The following is a 13807-nucleotide window of genomic DNA, read 5'->3' on the forward strand; positions in this document are numbered from 1 at the left end:
CCACCGGACTAGGCTCTCCGGTCGTGGACGCACCCCGCCTCGCGGCGCCCGTGACCGGCGCCGTCACCCGATTCCTCGCCGGCGCCGGCCTGCTGCTGCGGGGTCTCGGCCTCTACGTCCGCAGCCCCGGCCTCATGCTGCTCGGTATCGTGCCGGCGCTGATCACCGGCGTGCTCTTCGTGGCCCTGTTCGCCACCCTGCTCTACTTCGTGGACGACCTGGCCGCGCTGGTCACCCCGTTCGCGGACGATTGGTCGGAGACCTGGCGGAGCCTGGTCCGGGTGGCGGCCGGGCTCGCCGTCGTCGGGCTGGCCGGCCTGCTCGGGGTGCTCACCTTCACGGCGGTCACGCTGGCCGTCGGCGACCCGTTCTACGAGAAGATCTCCGAGCGGGTGGAGGACCGCCTCGGCGGTACGCCCGGCGCGGTCGAGGTGCCGTTCTGGGCCTCGCTGCGGCGCAGCATCCTCGACTCGTTGCGCCTGGTGGCCATCTCCGCGCTGGTGGGCGTACCCCTCTTCGTGGCCGGCTTCATCCCGGTGGTCGGGCAGACGGTGGTCCCGGTGGTCGGCGCCCTGGTGGGCGGCTGGTTCCTCGCCCTGGAGCTGGTCGGCGCGCCGTTCTACCGGCGCGGCATGCGACTGCCGGAGCGGCGGTCGTTGCTCAGGGCGGACCGGCCGGCCACCCTGGGCTTCGGGGTGGCGGTGTTCCTCTGCTTCCTGATCCCGCTCGGCGCGGTGCTGGTCATGCCCGCCGCCGTGGCCGGGGCCACCCTGCTGGCCCGCCGGGCGCTCGGGCAGTCGGTCGTCGAGGAGGGGTGACATGGAGACGGTGCTGATCGAGGGGGACATCACCGCGCAGCAGGTCGACGCCGTCGTCAACGCGGCGAACTCCTCGCTGCTCGGCGGCGGGGGCGTGGACGGCGCGATCCACCGCGCGGGTGGACCGGCCATCCTGGAGGAGTGCCGGGCGCTGCGCGCCTCCCGCTACCCGGACGGCCTGCCCACCGGCCAGGCGGTCGCCACCACGGGCGGCCACCTGCCGGCCCGGTGGGTGGTGCACACCGTGGGGCCGGTCTTCTCGCCGCGCGAGGACCGGTCGGTGCTGCTGCGCGACTGCTATGCCAACAGCCTCCGGATCGCCGACGGCCTGGGCGCGGCCCGCGTCGCCTTCCCGCTCATCTCCGCCGGTATCTACGGCTGGCCGGTCGAGGACGCGGTGGCGCAGGCGCTGGCGGCGCTGCACGCGGCCACCCCGACGTACGTGAGCGAGGCCCGGCTGGTGCTCTTCGGCGCCGACACCTACGCGACCGCCGTCCGGGTCGCCGCGGGCTGAGCCGGGCCCGCGCGGGGCGGGCCCGGCGGCGGATTCACCAGGTGATGCGCAGGTTCATGGCTGCCTCCCTTCGGTCCGGTCGTACGCTACGGAGGACGATCCTTAGGCTCAACCTAATTTTAGGTCGGGCACATGTATGCTGCCGGGGTGAGTGAGAGGCTGCGCGACCGCAAGAAGCGGCTGACCCGGCAGGCGATCTCGGACGTGGCGACCCGGCTGTTCCTGGCCCGCGGCTACGAGCAGGTCACGATCGCCGAGATCGCCGAGGCGGCGGGGGTCGCGAAGATGACCGTGACGAACTACTTCCCGCGCAAGGAGGACCTGGCCCTCGACATCGCCGACGACTTCGTCGCCCTGCTGGCGGCGGCCGTCGCCGACCGGCCCGCCGGGGAGCGGGTGCTGGCCGCCCTCCAGAGCCGGTACGCGGAAGCGGTGGCCCGGCGAGACGCCCTGGTCGGCTTCGCGGGGGAGCCGTTCGTCCGGCTGATCGAGGACAGCCCGGCGCTCACCGCCCGTCTCCGCGAACTGCACGAGCTGCGCGAACGGGCTCTTGCCGCCCGGCTCGCCGCCGAACGCGGAACCGGTGCGGACGACGTACCGGTGCGGGTGCTCGCCGCGCAGCTCGCCGGCGCCTACCGCGTGCTGTTCGGTGAGGCGTTCCGGCTGATCCGAGCCGGGCACGGCGAGGACGAGGTGGCGGCGGCCCTCGCCGAGGCCGGAACGCGCACCTTCGCGCAGCTGGCCGTCGGCCTCGACCAGAGCTGACGAGACACCGAACCCGACGAGCGGAGTCGCATGTCCACCCCGTTGCGGCTGATGGCCGTGCACGCCCACCCCGACGACGAATCCAGCAAGGGCGCCGCCACCCTGGCCCGGTACGCCGCCGAGGGGGTGGACGTGCTGGTGGCGACCTGCACCGGCGGCGAGCGCGGCGACATCCTCAACCCGGCCGTGGACCGGCCGGAGGTCCGCGCGGACCTGGCCCGGGTCCGCGCCGCGGAGATGGCCGCCGCCGCGGCCGTGCTCGGCGTGCGGCAGCGGTTCCTGGGCTTCGTCGACTCCGGACTGCCCGCCGACGGCGCCGAGTTACCCGCCGACGCGTTCGCCCGGCTCCCGGTCGCCGTGGCGGCGGCCCCCCTGGTGGCGCTGGTCCGCGAGTTCCGGCCCCAGGTGATCGTCAGCTACGACCCCAGCGGCGGCTACCCGCACCCCGACCACCTGCTGACCCACCGGGTGGCCCGGCACGCCTTCGACGCCGCCGCCGACCCCGCCGCGTACCCGGGAAGCGGCCCGGCCTGGGCGGTGGCGAAGCTCTACTACCTGCTCTCGTTCAGTCGCTCCTGGTTCCAGGCCCTGCATGACGCCACTCGCGCCGCCGGGCTGCCCTCGGCCATGGCGGAGGTGCTGCGGGAGCTGCCCGAGGACCTGCCCGAGCCCCGGGTGACGACCCGGGTGGAGTGCGCCCGGTACTTCGCCACCCGCGACCGGGCGCTGCGGGCACACACCACCCAGGCGGACCCGGCTCACCCGTTCTTCGCCCACTCGCGGGAGATCGAACGGCGGGCCTGGCCCACCGAGGACTACGAGCTGGCCCAGGCCCGGGTGCCGGTCTCGCTGCCGGAGGACGACCTGTTCGCCGGGCTCAGGTGAGGTCGCGTACGCAGGACCACTGGCTGCCGACCGGCTGGTAACCGAGCCGGGCGTTGATCGCCAGCATCGGCCCGTTCGCCTCGTCGTTCGAGGTGTACGCGGTGCGCACCCCGGACGTGGCGGCCCGGTGCAGTGCGGCCTGCTTCGCCAGGCGGGCCAGCCCCCGGCCACGGTGCTGCGGCACGGTGCCGGTGAAGTCCGACCACATCCGGTCGCCGTCCCGCTTGACCAGGCTGACGGCGGCCAGCGTGCCGTCCACCTCGGCCAGCGTGCTGGCGCCCTTGTCCAGGCCCACGTTCTCCCAGACCTCGTGATGCCAGGTGTCGTAGCCGAGCGCGTCGGTCGGGACGTCGCCCGGCTCGTCCCGCGATGCCTCGGCGTCCACCTGGTGGATCCGGCGCGGGTCCACCTCGGCGGCCGACAGCAGCCGCACGCCGGGCGGCGGCTCGGGCATCGGCGGGGCGGGCCGGAGGTCCAGAGCCGAGTAGCGCAGCTCGCGACTGGGCGTGAAGCCGTGCCGGCGGGCGAACGGCAGGGACTCGGGCTGGGACCAGGTGAGCAGCCGCTTCGCGCCGAGCAGGCGCAGGTGGTCGAGCGCGGCCTCCAGGAGGGCGGTGCCGAGCCCCCGGAGCCGGTGCGCCGGGTGGACGTGCAGGGTCGAGACCTCCCCGACGTTCGCCGCCGAGGTGGCGCTGTTCCGGTACGCCGACACCCAGCCGACCACCTGCCCGTCCGCCTCCGCTACCCAGGCCGCCCAGTCCTCGCCGGGCGGCGGCTGGGCGATCATGCGGCGGGTCGACTCGACGCCGCGCACCAGGTACGGGTGGACGACGGTGCGCAGCGCCACGACACCGGGCGCGTCCTCGGGGCGGGCAGGTCTGATCAGGTCCTCGGTCATCCGGCCGACCCTAGGGCCGTCGCCCCCCGCCGGCGACGGGTTTACCGGCTCAGGCGGAGTCGCGGACGACCAGCTCGGTGGGGAGCAGCAGGGCCTGCTCGACCTGCTCGCCCGCGGCGATCCGGAGCAGCTGCCGGGTCATCGCCCGCCCCAGCTCCACTATCGGCTGCTTCACGGTGGTCAGCGGCGGCTCGGTGTACGCCGCCGTCTCGATGTCGTCGAACCCGATCATCGCCACGTCGTCCGGCACCCGCCGGCCGGCCTCCCGCAGGGTGCGCAGCGCGGCGTGCGCCATGAGGTCGGACGCCGCGAACACCGCGTCCAGCTTCGGGTCGGCGGCGAGCAGTTGCCGCATGGCCGCCGTGCCCGACTCCCGGGTGAAGTCGCCGTACGCGATCAGCTCGGGCAGGCCGGCCGCGGCGACCGTCTCCCGGTAGCCGATCAGCCGCTCGATGCCGGCGACCATGTCCTGCGGCCCGGCGATGGTGGCGATCCGCCGCCGACCGTTCGCGATCAGGTGGCGGACCGCCTCGGCCACCCCGCCGACGTGGTCGACGTCCACGTACGGCACCTGGGCGCCGTCCAGCGGGCGGCCGCTGCACACCACCGGGATGCCGAGCTCGGCCAGCCGCCCGGGGAGCGGGTCCTCGCCGTGCAGGGAGGCGAACAGCACGCCGTCGACGTGGCGCCCGGTGGTGTAGCGCTCGACCCGCTCGTGGCCGGCCGGCGAGCCGGCCAGCATGAGCACGAGCTGCTTGTCCGCCGCCTCCAGCTCCTGGGCCGCACCGCGGATGATGCCGGGGAAGACCTGGTCGTCGGAGAACACCCGGGTCGCCGCCTCGGGCAGGACCAGCGCGATCGAATCGGTGCGCTGGGTGACCAGGCTGCGGGCGGCGAGGTTCGGGACGTACCCCAGCTCCTCGACGGCCCGGCGGACCGCCTGCTGGATCGGTTCGGCGACGGTGGTGGAGCCGTTCACCACCCGGGAGACCGTGGCCCGGGACACCCCCGCCCGTCTCGCCACCGCCTCCAGGGTCGGTCGCTGCGCCGTCGTCATCCCCGTCACCACCACCTCGTCACAGCCCGTTCCGGGAGATCACCTCCTGGTACCAACGGGCACTCTCCTTCGGTGTGCGCCGCTGGGTCAGGTAGTCGACGTGGACGATCCCGAACCGCTTCCGGTAGCCCTCGGCCCATTCGAAGTTGTCCAGCAACGACCATACGAGATAACCGCGCAGGTCGACGCCGCGGGCGACGGCGTCGTGCGCGGCGCGCAGGTGCCCGTGGAGGTAGGCGATCCGGTCGGTGTCCGCCACCCGGCCGGTCCCGTCGATGCGATCCGGTACGCGGCGGTGGCCGCCCCCCGGACGAAGCCCTCCGGGAACCGAAGCTCGGTCATGCCTTCACGGCGCCTTCCATGATCCCGCCGATGATCTGGCGGCCGAACGCGACGAACACCAGCAGCAGGGGCAGGGTGGCGATGGCCGTCCCGGTGAACACCTGCGACATGTCCTGGTAGTAGCCGTCGGACAGGGCCCGCAGCGACAGTTGCACGGTCGGGTTCTCCGGATCGTTGAGCACCGCGTACGGCCACAGGAAGTCGTTCCAGGTGGTCATGAAGGTGAGCAGGCCCAGCACGGCGGCGGCCGGGCGCAGCGCCGGCAGCACCACGTTCCAGTAGATCCGCGCGGTGTTGCAGCCGTCCATCCGCGCGGCCTCGATCAGCTCGGTGCTGACGGCCTGGCCCGCGTACTGGCGCATCATGAACACGCCGAACCCGGTGACCAGCGCGGGCACGATGACCGCCGGCAGCCGGTCGTTCCAGTTCAGCTTCGTCATCAACAGGTACAGCGGGATCACGCCGAGCTGGGTGGGCACCATCATGGTGGCCACGATGACCAGCAGCAGCGCGTTGCGCCCCCGGAAGCGCAGCTTGGCGAAGGCGAACCCGGCCAGGGTGGAGAAGAAGACCACGGAGACGGTGACCGTGCCGGCCACGATCGCCGAGTTGACCAGCCCGGTGAGGAAGTACGCGTCGGTGTTGGTGAACAGCCGGGCGATGTTGGCCCCGAGGTTGCCACCGGGGGTGAGCGGCGGCGGGACCTGGCCCATCGCGTCGCTCGTCCGGCTGGCCACCACGAACATCCAGTAGATCGGGAAGATCGACATCAGGGCGGTGACGGCCAGCGCCAGGTAGGTGAGCCGGCCGGCGGACCAGAGGCGGGTCATCGGGGGTCCTCCTTGCGCGCGCCGCCGCCGAGCCGGCGGAGGAGCAGGACGTTGACGGCCGCGACCACCGCGATGAGCGCGAAGAGCAGCCAGGCGATCGCCGAGCCGTAGCCGAAGTTGTAGTGCGGCGCGAAGGCGTTCTCGAACATGTACATGGTCACGGTCTGCGACTCGCGCAGCGGCCCGCCCCGGATCGCGTTGGTGCCCGAGTTGAACAGGCGGGGTTCGGTGAAGAGCTGGAGGCCGCCGATGGTGGAGATGATGACCGCGAAGATGATCGTGGGCTTGAGCAGCGGCACGGTGATCGACCAGAACTGCCGGGCCCGGCCGGCGCCGTCGATGGCCGCGGACTCGTAGAGGTCGCGCGGGATGGCCTGCATGGCGGCCAGGAAGATCAGGGCGTTGTAGCCGGTCCACCGCCAGTCGACCATGGCGGAGATGGCCACCCAGGAGGCGAGCCGGTTGGCCTTCCAGTCGATCGCGTCGACGCCGACGTGGTCGAGCAGCCAGTTGATCATGCCGAAGTCGCGGCCGAAGAGCACCGCGAAGACGATCGCCACCGCGGCCGTCGACGTGACGTTCGGGATCAGCACCGCCATCCGCCAGGTGGTCCGGGCCCGGAGCCGCCGGTTGAGCAGGTTGGCCAGCCAGAGCGCGAGCAGCAGCTGCGGGACCGTGGAGATGACGAAGATGCCCAGGGTGTTGACGACCGAGTGCCAGAAGTCCGGGTCGGCCAGCAACTCGCTGTAGTTGTCGAGCCCGACGAACGGGTGGTCGGCGCCGAGCAGGTCCCAGTCGTGCAGCGAGACCCAGAAGGTGTAGGCCAGCGGGTAGATCCCGAAGACCCCGAAGAGCAGGAAGAACGGGGCGATGTACAGGTAGGGCGAGTACCTCGTGTCGAACCGGCTGAGCCGGACGCCCCGGGAGGGGCGGGTGGTGCCGGGCGCCGGTGCGACCGGCGGGCGGGCGTCGAGTTGGACTGCCATGGCCCGGGACTCCTTTCGGCCGTGCGGGCGGCACCCCGTCGACCGGGTACCGCCCGCACGCCTGGCTCGGGTTACTTGGCAGCGGCCTTCTTGGCGTTTCCGACCGCGTCGGCCCAGCCCTGCTCCGGGCTGCGCTTGCCCAGCTCCACCGAGCGGACGGCGTTCTCCACCTCGGTGCGGACGGCCTGGTTCTTCGGGCCCATGTAGACCGGCTTCAGGCTCTTGGCGCCCTCGGCGAAGATCCTGCCGACCGGTGCCGTCGAGAAGTACGCGTTCGTCGAGTCGACGATGGCCGGGTCCGCAAGCGCCTGCGGCGAGGAGGGCAGCGGGCCCTTGGCCTTGAACGCGCCGATCTGGCCCTTGGCGCTGGTCAGGAACTTCGCCAGCTCGATCGCCTCGGCCTGGTGCTTGCCCTGCTTCGGCACCGCGAGGAAGGAGCCGCCCCAGTTGCCGCCGTTGCCGGGGACCTGGGCGATGTCCCACTTGCCCTTGGCTCCCGGGCCGGCGTTGCCCTCGATGACCCCGGTCATCCAGGCCGGGCAGGCGATGGTGGCGAACTTCGACTGCTTGAACGCGGAGACCCACTCCTCCGACCACGACCCGTACCGGCCGGACAGGCCGGAGTCGATGATGTCCATGGTGGTGTCGTACGCCTGCCGGACCGCCGGGTTGCTGTCGACGACCAGCTTGTCGCCGGTGTCGTAGTAGCTGTAGCCGGTGGTGTTGCCGGCGGTCTGGAGCAGGATGGTGTTGAACGTGTTGGTCGCGGCGTCGAGGAACGAGGCGCCCGTTTTCTTCGCCGTGAACTGCTCGCCGACCTTTATGTAGTCCGGCCAGGTGGGCCAGAGCTTCGAGACGGCCTCGCGGTCGGTGGGCAGCCCGGCCTTGGCGAACAGGTCCTTGCGGTAGCACATGGCCATGCCGCCGACGTCGGTGCCGAGGCCGATGAGCTGCTTGCCGTCGGCGGTGAGCCCCTGGTTCCACTTCCAGTCGAGGAAGTTGCCCTTCAGGTCGGCGGCGCCGTGGTCCAGCAGGTTCACGAAGTTCTGCGGGTTGGCCTTGTACTCGACGAGCAGGCCCTCCTCGATGGCGACGATGTCGCCCGCGCCCTTGCCCGCGGCGAGCCACTGGGTGAGCTTCGGCGAGTACTCGTCCAGGTTGCTGCCGGTGCCCCGCTCGACGATCTTCACGTCGGGGTGGCTGGCCATGTACTCCTTGTAGAGCTCGTCGTAGCCGAACTGGCCGAAGACGTCGACGGTGAGCGTGACCGGGCCGCCGGCGGCGGCCTCGTCGTCACCGCCCGCGCAGGCGGTGGCGCCCAGCAGGGCGGTGGTGGCGACCAGGGCCACCGCGGCCAGGCGGCGGCGGGTGAAGGTGACCATCTCTTATCTGACCCCTCTAGGTGTATCGGGTGGTGGCGGGCGGTTCCGGTACTTAGAGAGCGCTCTCACGACAGGGTGGTGGCTGCCCCGGACCGTGTCAAGAGAGCGCTCTCAGGGCGTCCGGAAAAAGGCGGAGAGTGGCGCTCCGGTGGGAAACGCCGCGCTCCGCCCGATGTCCGCACGACCCCCCGGCGGGGTCAGCCCACCCGCAGCCCGTCGAGCAGCCGGCGGTCGCCGGCCACCCCGAGGGCGTCGAAACTGATCCGGCCCATCACCGCCAGCAGCAGGTCACTGGCGGTGCCGGTGATCTGCGCCCGGGCGTGGTGCTCGTCGTGGTCGAGGATCGTCGCGGTGTCCAGCAGGGCCATCCCCTCGCCGCGCAGCCGCAGGTACCACTCCTGGGCGGCGTCGGTCGCGGTCAGCTGGATCACCCCGTGCCACTGGCCGGGCTGGATCCGCCGGCCCGCCGGCAGCCAGGTGTCCAGCACCTCGCTCACCCCGTCGGCCGCGAGCTTGGCCTCGATCGGCTCACCCGCGCCGATGGCGAGCTGGGCGTCCCAGCGGTGCACCGCGGTCTCGTGCGCCATCCGGCGCGGCCAGAACGCCGCCTTCTTCGGCTGCGGGGCGAAGTTCCACGCCGGAGTCTCCGGGTCCAGCCCCTCGAAGAGCGCCATGAGCCGCTCGTACTCCTGGCCGTACCACTGGGCCGGGGTGAGGCCGGCCGGCGGCTCCGGGTCGTGCCGCTCCGGGCGGCTGGCCGTGCCGGCGGTCACGACGGTGCGCGCCCAGACGTAGACCCGGGTGAGGTGGTGGCCGAGGTCGGCGACCGTCCAGCCGGGACAGGACAGCACCGGTGTGTCGGGGGGTGCCTCCGCGACGGCGGCGGCGAAGGCGGGACCCTCCGTCCGCAACGCGCCGATCCAGAAGTCCTTCGTGCCGTGCAGTCTGCTCATCGCAATCCTCCCGGGGGTGACCGGGCCACCAGTGGGTGCCGCGGCTACCCCTCAGCCTAGGGTGAGAGGCGTGTCAGACGTCTACGCCGAACCGACGACCGGAGCCCACCCGACCGACCCGGCCACCCTGGCGCGCCACACGACGCTGCGCCTCGGCGGCCCCGCCGGGCGGCTGGAGATCGCCACCAGCGCCGACGAGATCGTCCGGAAGGTCCAGGAGGCTGAGGCGCGGGAGCAGGCCGTCCTGCTGCTGGCCGGCGGCAGCAACGTGGTGATCGGCGACCAGGGCTTCCCGGGCGCCGTCGTGCTGATCCGCTCCCGGGGCTTCCAGGTGGTCGCCGAGGACACCGACACCGTCACGGTACGCGTCGAGGCCGGCGAGCCCTGGGACGACCTGGTCGCCGCCACCGTCGAGCGCGGCTGGTCGGGGCTGGAGTGCCTCTCCGGCATTCCCGGCTCGGCCGGCGCGACCCCGATCCAGAACGTCGGCGCGTACGGCCAGGAGGTGGCCGAGACGATCACCGCCGTGGAGGCGTACGACCGCACCCGGCGCACGGTGGTCCGCATCCCGGCGGCGGACTGCGGGTTCGCCTACCGGGGCAGCATCTTCAAGTACAGCGACCGCTGGGTGGTGCTCTCGGTCGACTTCCGGCTCACCCGCTCCCCGCTCTCCGGCCCGGTGCGCTACGCCGAGCTGGCCCGCGCGCTCGGCGTCGAGGTCGGCGACCGGGTGCCGCTGGCGGACGCCCGGGCCACCGTGCGGCGGCTGCGCGCCGGCAAGGGCATGGTGCTCGACCCGCGGGACCCGGACACCTGGTCGGTGGGCTCGTTCTTCACGAACCCGGTGCTGGAGCCGGAGGCGTACGAGCGGCTGCGGGAGCGTGCCGTCGACCTGGGCGAGCCGCCGTCCTGGCCGTGCCCGGGGGACATGGTCAAGGTGAGCGCGGCCTGGCTGATCGACCGGGCCGGCTTCGGCAAGGGCTACACCGGCCCCGAGGGCGTCGCCATCTCCACCAAGCACACCCTCGCCCTCACGAACCGCACCGGCACGGCCAGCACGGCGTCCCTGATCGCGCTGGCCCGCGAGATCCGCGACGGCGTGCAAACCCGCCTCGGCGTAACGCTCCACCCCGAACCCGTCCTGATCAACTGCGCCATCTGACCCCTCGGTCGCGTTGATCAAGAAGTTTGCGTCTGGAGAGGCCGTGGTTTCGACGCAAACTTCTTGATCAACTGGGCGGGGTGGGGGCGATGGCGGGCCAGGGGAGGGTGAGTTCGCCCAGGCGCCAGCGGTGTGGGCGGTCCAGGACGGGCCAGCCGGATTCCTTGACGGCGGCGACGGTTCTCGTCCAGCGGTCGCGGGGGCCGAAGGGGGCGTAGCCGGCGGTGGAGTGCCACGCGCTCTCCAGGGCCTGGATCAGGTCGTGGATCGGTTCGCCGGGAACGTTGCGGTGGATGAGCGCCTTGGGCAGCCGCTCCGCGAGCTGGGCCGGGCTCGCCAGGGTGGTGAGCTTCGCGGCCAGGGTCAGCGTGCGCGGGCCGGTGGCGTCGAGCAGCACCCAGGCGCCGAGCCGGCCCAACTCGTCACAGGTGCCCTCGACCAGCAGCCCGCCCGGGGCGAGCCGCCCGGTGACCGTACGCCAGGCGTCGGCCACCTCGCTCTCGTCGTACTGGCGCAGCACGTTGAACGCGCGCACCAGGGCGGGGCGCAGCCCGGCCAGCTCGAAGCCGCCCCGGGCGAAGGTGAGCCCGGGCGGGTCGGCGGCCGGCTGGGCGGCGGCCACGCGTACCGGATCGATCTCCAGCCCGACCACCCGGACGTCGGCGCGGACCGCGGCCGCCAGCCGGGCGCGCAGCTCGACGGCGGTCACCGGGGTGGCGCCGTAGCCCAGGTCGACCACGACCGGGTCGGCGGCGGCGCGCAGCGCGTCGCCGCAGGTCGCGGCGATCCAGTTGTCGACCCGCCGGAGCCGGTTCGGATTCGTCGTGCCCCGGGTGACGAACCCGAGCGGCCGGACCATCAGCACCATCCCCGTTCACGACTGCGGGGCTCGCAGACCCGGCTCAGTCCTCGCGCTTCACGATGGTCCGGTGCACCTTGTGCTGGGCGGCCTGGGCCAGCGGGCGGACCACGAGCTGGTCGATGTTGACGTGGTGCGGGCGGGTCGCGCACCAGGCGACGCAGTCGGCCACGTCCTCGGCGACCAGCGGTTCGGCCACCCCGGCGTAGACGGCGGCGGCCCGGTCGGCGTCGCCGCCGAAGCGGACCAGGCCGAACTCCTCGGTCCGAACCATGCCGGGGTCGATCTCGATGACCCGGACCGGCCGGCCGCACAGCTCCAGCCGCAGCGTGCCGGCGATCGCGGTCTGCGCGTGCTTGGCCGCCGTGTAGCCGCCGCCGCCCTCGTAGACGACGTGCCCGGCGGTGGAGCTCACGATCACGATCGTGCCGGCGCCGGAGGACTCCAGCGCGGGCAGCAGCGCCTTGGTGACCCGGAGCGTGCCGAGCACGTTGACGTCGTACATCCACTGCCAGTCGCCGACGTCGGCGGACTCCACCGGATCGAGGCCGCGCGCCCCACCGGCGTTGTTCACCAGCAGGGTGACCGGGCCGGGCGCGGCGGCGGCCGCGGCGGCCAGGCCGGCGACCGACTCCTCCGAGGTCACGTCGCACTCCACCGCGGTGGCCGCGCCGCCGGCCGCCTCGATCTCGGCGACCAGGCCGGCCAGCCGGTCGGTACGCCGCGCGGCGGCGAGCACGTGGAAACCCTCGGCGGCCAGCCGGCGGGCGGTGGCCGCGCCGATCCCGCTGGACGCCCCGGTGACGATGGCGACTGAGCTCATCCGGTCATTCTCACCCGGCGCCCCGCTCGGCGCGGTGATGAGGTCCGTCACGCCGGGGACCCGCCGCGAGGCATTTCCGAAGCCCGATGGGGAAGATGACATCCGGCGCGGAGGTTGACCGAGAAGCGCCGGTCGTGCGCGACGGCATCAACCGTGACAGAGGGAGCGGACGTGGCGGATTTGCACACCGGTGTCGGTCGTCAGCGAGGTGCCCTGCCGTGGCCGCGGCCGCGCCGGATCGCCACCCTCTCCGTGCACACGTCGCCGCTGCACCAGCCCGGCACGGGCGACGCCGGCGGCATGAACGTCTACATCCTGGAGATCGCCCGGCGGCTGGCCGAGGCCGACGTCGAGGTGGAGATCTTCACCCGGGCCACCTCCGGCGACCTGCCGCCGGTGGTCGAGATGGCGCCCGGGGTGAGCGTCCGGCACGTCACGGCCGGCCCCCTGGAAGGGCTGACCAAGGAGGAGCTGCCCGGCCAGCTCTGCGCCTTCACGGCCGGGGTGCTCCGCGCCGAGGCGGCCCGCCCGCCGGGCCACTACGACCTGATCCACTCGCACTACTGGCTCTCCGGTCAGGTGGGCTGGCTGGCCAAGGAGCGCTGGGGCGTGCCGCTGGTGCACACCGCACACACCCTGGCCAAGGTCAAGAACGCCCAGCTCGCCGCCGGTGACCGGCCCGAGCCCAAGGCGCGCGTCATCGGCGAGGAGCAGGTGGTCGCCGAGTCCGACCGGCTGGTCGCCAACACCCGGGTCGAGGCCCGCGACCTGATCGACAGGTACGACGCCGAGCCGACCCGGGTGGCCGTGGTGGAGCCCGGCGTGGACCTCGACCGCTTCCGTCCGGCCCGCGGCGACCGGGACGCGGCGATGCTGGCGGCCCGCCGCCGCCTCGGCCTGCCGGCCGGCGGCTACGTGGTGGCCTTCGTCGGCCGGATTCAGCCGCTCAAGGCCCCGGACGTGCTGATCCGGGCGGTCGCGGCGTTGCGCGAGCGGGAGCCCGCGCTCGCCGACGAGGTGACCGTGGTGATCTGCGGGGGCCCGAGCGGCACCGGGCTGGACCGGCCCACCGCCCTCATCGAGCTGGCCGGCTCGCTCGGCGTCGCCGACCGGGTGCGGTTCCTCCCGCCACAGACCGGCGACGACCTGCCCGCCCTCTACCGCGCGGCCGACCTGGTCGCGGTTCCCTCGCACAACGAGTCGTTCGGGCTGGTCGCGCTGGAGGCCCAGGCGTGCGGCACGCCGGTGCTGGCCGCCGCCGTGGGCGGGCTGGTCACCGCCGTCCGGGACGGCGTCAGCGGGGTGCTCATCGACGGCCACGACCCGGTCGACTGGGCCCGTACGCTGGCCCGCCTGCTGCCCGAGCGGCGGCGCCGGGCCACCCTGGCCCGGGGCGCCGAGCGGCACGCCCGGGACTTCTCCTGGAACCGCACGGTCTCCGGCCTGCTCGCCGTCTACGGCGAGGCGATGGCCGAGCACCGGGTGCGGCTGGCCGGCCGGCTCGGCGACCCCGCCCTCACCTGTTCCTGGTGA

14 protein-coding genes and 1 pseudogene are annotated in these 13807 nt (G+C 73.2%); 6 read left to right on the forward strand and 9 right to left on the reverse strand.

Going from position 1 to position 13807, the window contains the following annotated elements:
* Positions 1-23 precede the first annotated feature (23 nt).
* From RMN56_RS14345 to mca, 4 genes are all read left to right on the forward strand, one after another.
* Complete coding sequence (locus RMN56_RS14345) at positions 24-818, forward strand: EI24 domain-containing protein (RefSeq protein ID WP_313724261.1); 795 nt, start codon at positions 24-26, stop codon at positions 816-818.
* 1 nt (position 819) lies between these two features.
* Positions 820-1332, forward strand: a complete 513-nt coding sequence (locus RMN56_RS14350) for an O-acetyl-ADP-ribose deacetylase (protein WP_313724262.1) — start codon at positions 820-822, stop codon at positions 1330-1332.
* Positions 1333-1479: 147 nt separating this feature from the next.
* On the forward strand, positions 1480-2097 hold the full coding sequence (locus RMN56_RS14355; RefSeq protein ID WP_313724263.1) for a TetR/AcrR family transcriptional regulator: 618 nt from the start codon (positions 1480-1482) through the stop codon (positions 2095-2097).
* A 30-nt stretch (positions 2098-2127) separates the two neighbouring features.
* Positions 2128-2982 carry a mycothiol conjugate amidase Mca gene (gene mca / locus RMN56_RS14360; protein WP_313724264.1) on the forward strand — a complete coding sequence of 285 codons (855 nt, stop codon included), beginning with the start codon at positions 2128-2130 and terminating at the stop codon, positions 2980-2982.
* Here mca and RMN56_RS14365 read toward each other — a convergent pair.
* The 7 genes and pseudogenes from RMN56_RS14365 to RMN56_RS14395 all read right to left on the reverse strand — a co-directional run bounded on the left by RMN56_RS14365 (position 2975) and on the right by RMN56_RS14395 (position 9430).
* Positions 2975-3880, reverse strand: a complete 906-nt coding sequence (locus RMN56_RS14365; protein WP_313724265.1) for a GNAT family N-acetyltransferase — start codon at positions 3878-3880, stop codon at positions 2975-2977. The genes mca and RMN56_RS14365 overlap by 8 nt on opposite strands.
* Before the next feature lie 49 nt (positions 3881-3929).
* Positions 3930-4937 (reverse strand): LacI family DNA-binding transcriptional regulator, encoded by a 1008-nt coding sequence (locus RMN56_RS14370; RefSeq protein WP_313724266.1) that lies wholly within the window; start codon positions 4935-4937, stop codon positions 3930-3932.
* A gap of 19 nt (positions 4938-4956) precedes the next feature.
* Positions 4957-5211, reverse strand: a pseudogene (locus RMN56_RS14375) (family 1 glycosylhydrolase); the annotation flags it as partial.
* A gap of 64 nt (positions 5212-5275) precedes the next feature.
* Positions 5276-6109, reverse strand: a complete 834-nt coding sequence (locus tag RMN56_RS14380) for a carbohydrate ABC transporter permease (protein WP_313724267.1) — start codon at positions 6107-6109, stop codon at positions 5276-5278.
* Entirely contained in the window at positions 6106-7095 is a 990-nt protein-coding gene (locus RMN56_RS14385; RefSeq protein WP_313724268.1) for a carbohydrate ABC transporter permease, read from the reverse strand. The genes RMN56_RS14380 and RMN56_RS14385 overlap by 4 nt, the downstream gene beginning before the upstream one ends.
* A 71-nt stretch (positions 7096-7166) precedes the next feature.
* Entirely contained in the window at positions 7167-8477 is a 1311-nt protein-coding gene (locus RMN56_RS14390; protein ID WP_313724269.1) for an ABC transporter substrate-binding protein, read from the reverse strand.
* A gap of 197 nt (positions 8478-8674) precedes the next feature.
* Positions 8675-9430, reverse strand: a complete 756-nt coding sequence (locus RMN56_RS14395) for a maleylpyruvate isomerase family mycothiol-dependent enzyme (protein ID WP_313724270.1) — start codon at positions 9428-9430, stop codon at positions 8675-8677.
* 70 nt (positions 9431-9500) lie between these two features.
* Here RMN56_RS14395 and RMN56_RS14400 point away from each other — a divergent pair, with 70 nt between their 5' ends.
* The gene (locus tag RMN56_RS14400; protein ID WP_313724271.1) at positions 9501-10592 is read left to right on the forward strand and encodes a UDP-N-acetylmuramate dehydrogenase; all 1092 of its coding nucleotides are present in this window, start codon (positions 9501-9503) and stop codon (positions 10590-10592) included.
* 67 nt (positions 10593-10659) lie between these two features.
* On the opposite strand, the gene RMN56_RS14405 is transcribed toward RMN56_RS14400, so the two are convergent.
* Together RMN56_RS14405 and RMN56_RS14410 are read right to left on the reverse strand one after the other, a co-directional pair.
* A complete protein-coding gene (locus RMN56_RS14405) occupies positions 10660-11451 on the reverse strand; it encodes a class I SAM-dependent methyltransferase (protein WP_313724272.1) in 792 nt (263 codons plus the stop codon).
* A 43-nt stretch (positions 11452-11494) separates the two neighbouring features.
* On the reverse strand, positions 11495-12274 hold the full coding sequence (locus RMN56_RS14410) for an SDR family NAD(P)-dependent oxidoreductase (protein ID WP_313724273.1): 780 nt from the start codon (positions 12272-12274) through the stop codon (positions 11495-11497).
* Positions 12275-12445: 171 nt separating this feature from the next.
* Between RMN56_RS14410 and mshA the strand changes: the two genes are divergently transcribed.
* On the forward strand, positions 12446-13807 hold the full coding sequence (gene mshA / locus RMN56_RS14415) for a D-inositol-3-phosphate glycosyltransferase (protein WP_313724274.1): 1362 nt from the start codon (positions 12446-12448) through the stop codon (positions 13805-13807).

The sequence above is a fragment of the Micromonospora halotolerans genome, assembly GCF_032108445.1.
GTDB lineage: Bacteria > Actinomycetota > Actinomycetes > Mycobacteriales > Micromonosporaceae > Micromonospora > Micromonospora halotolerans.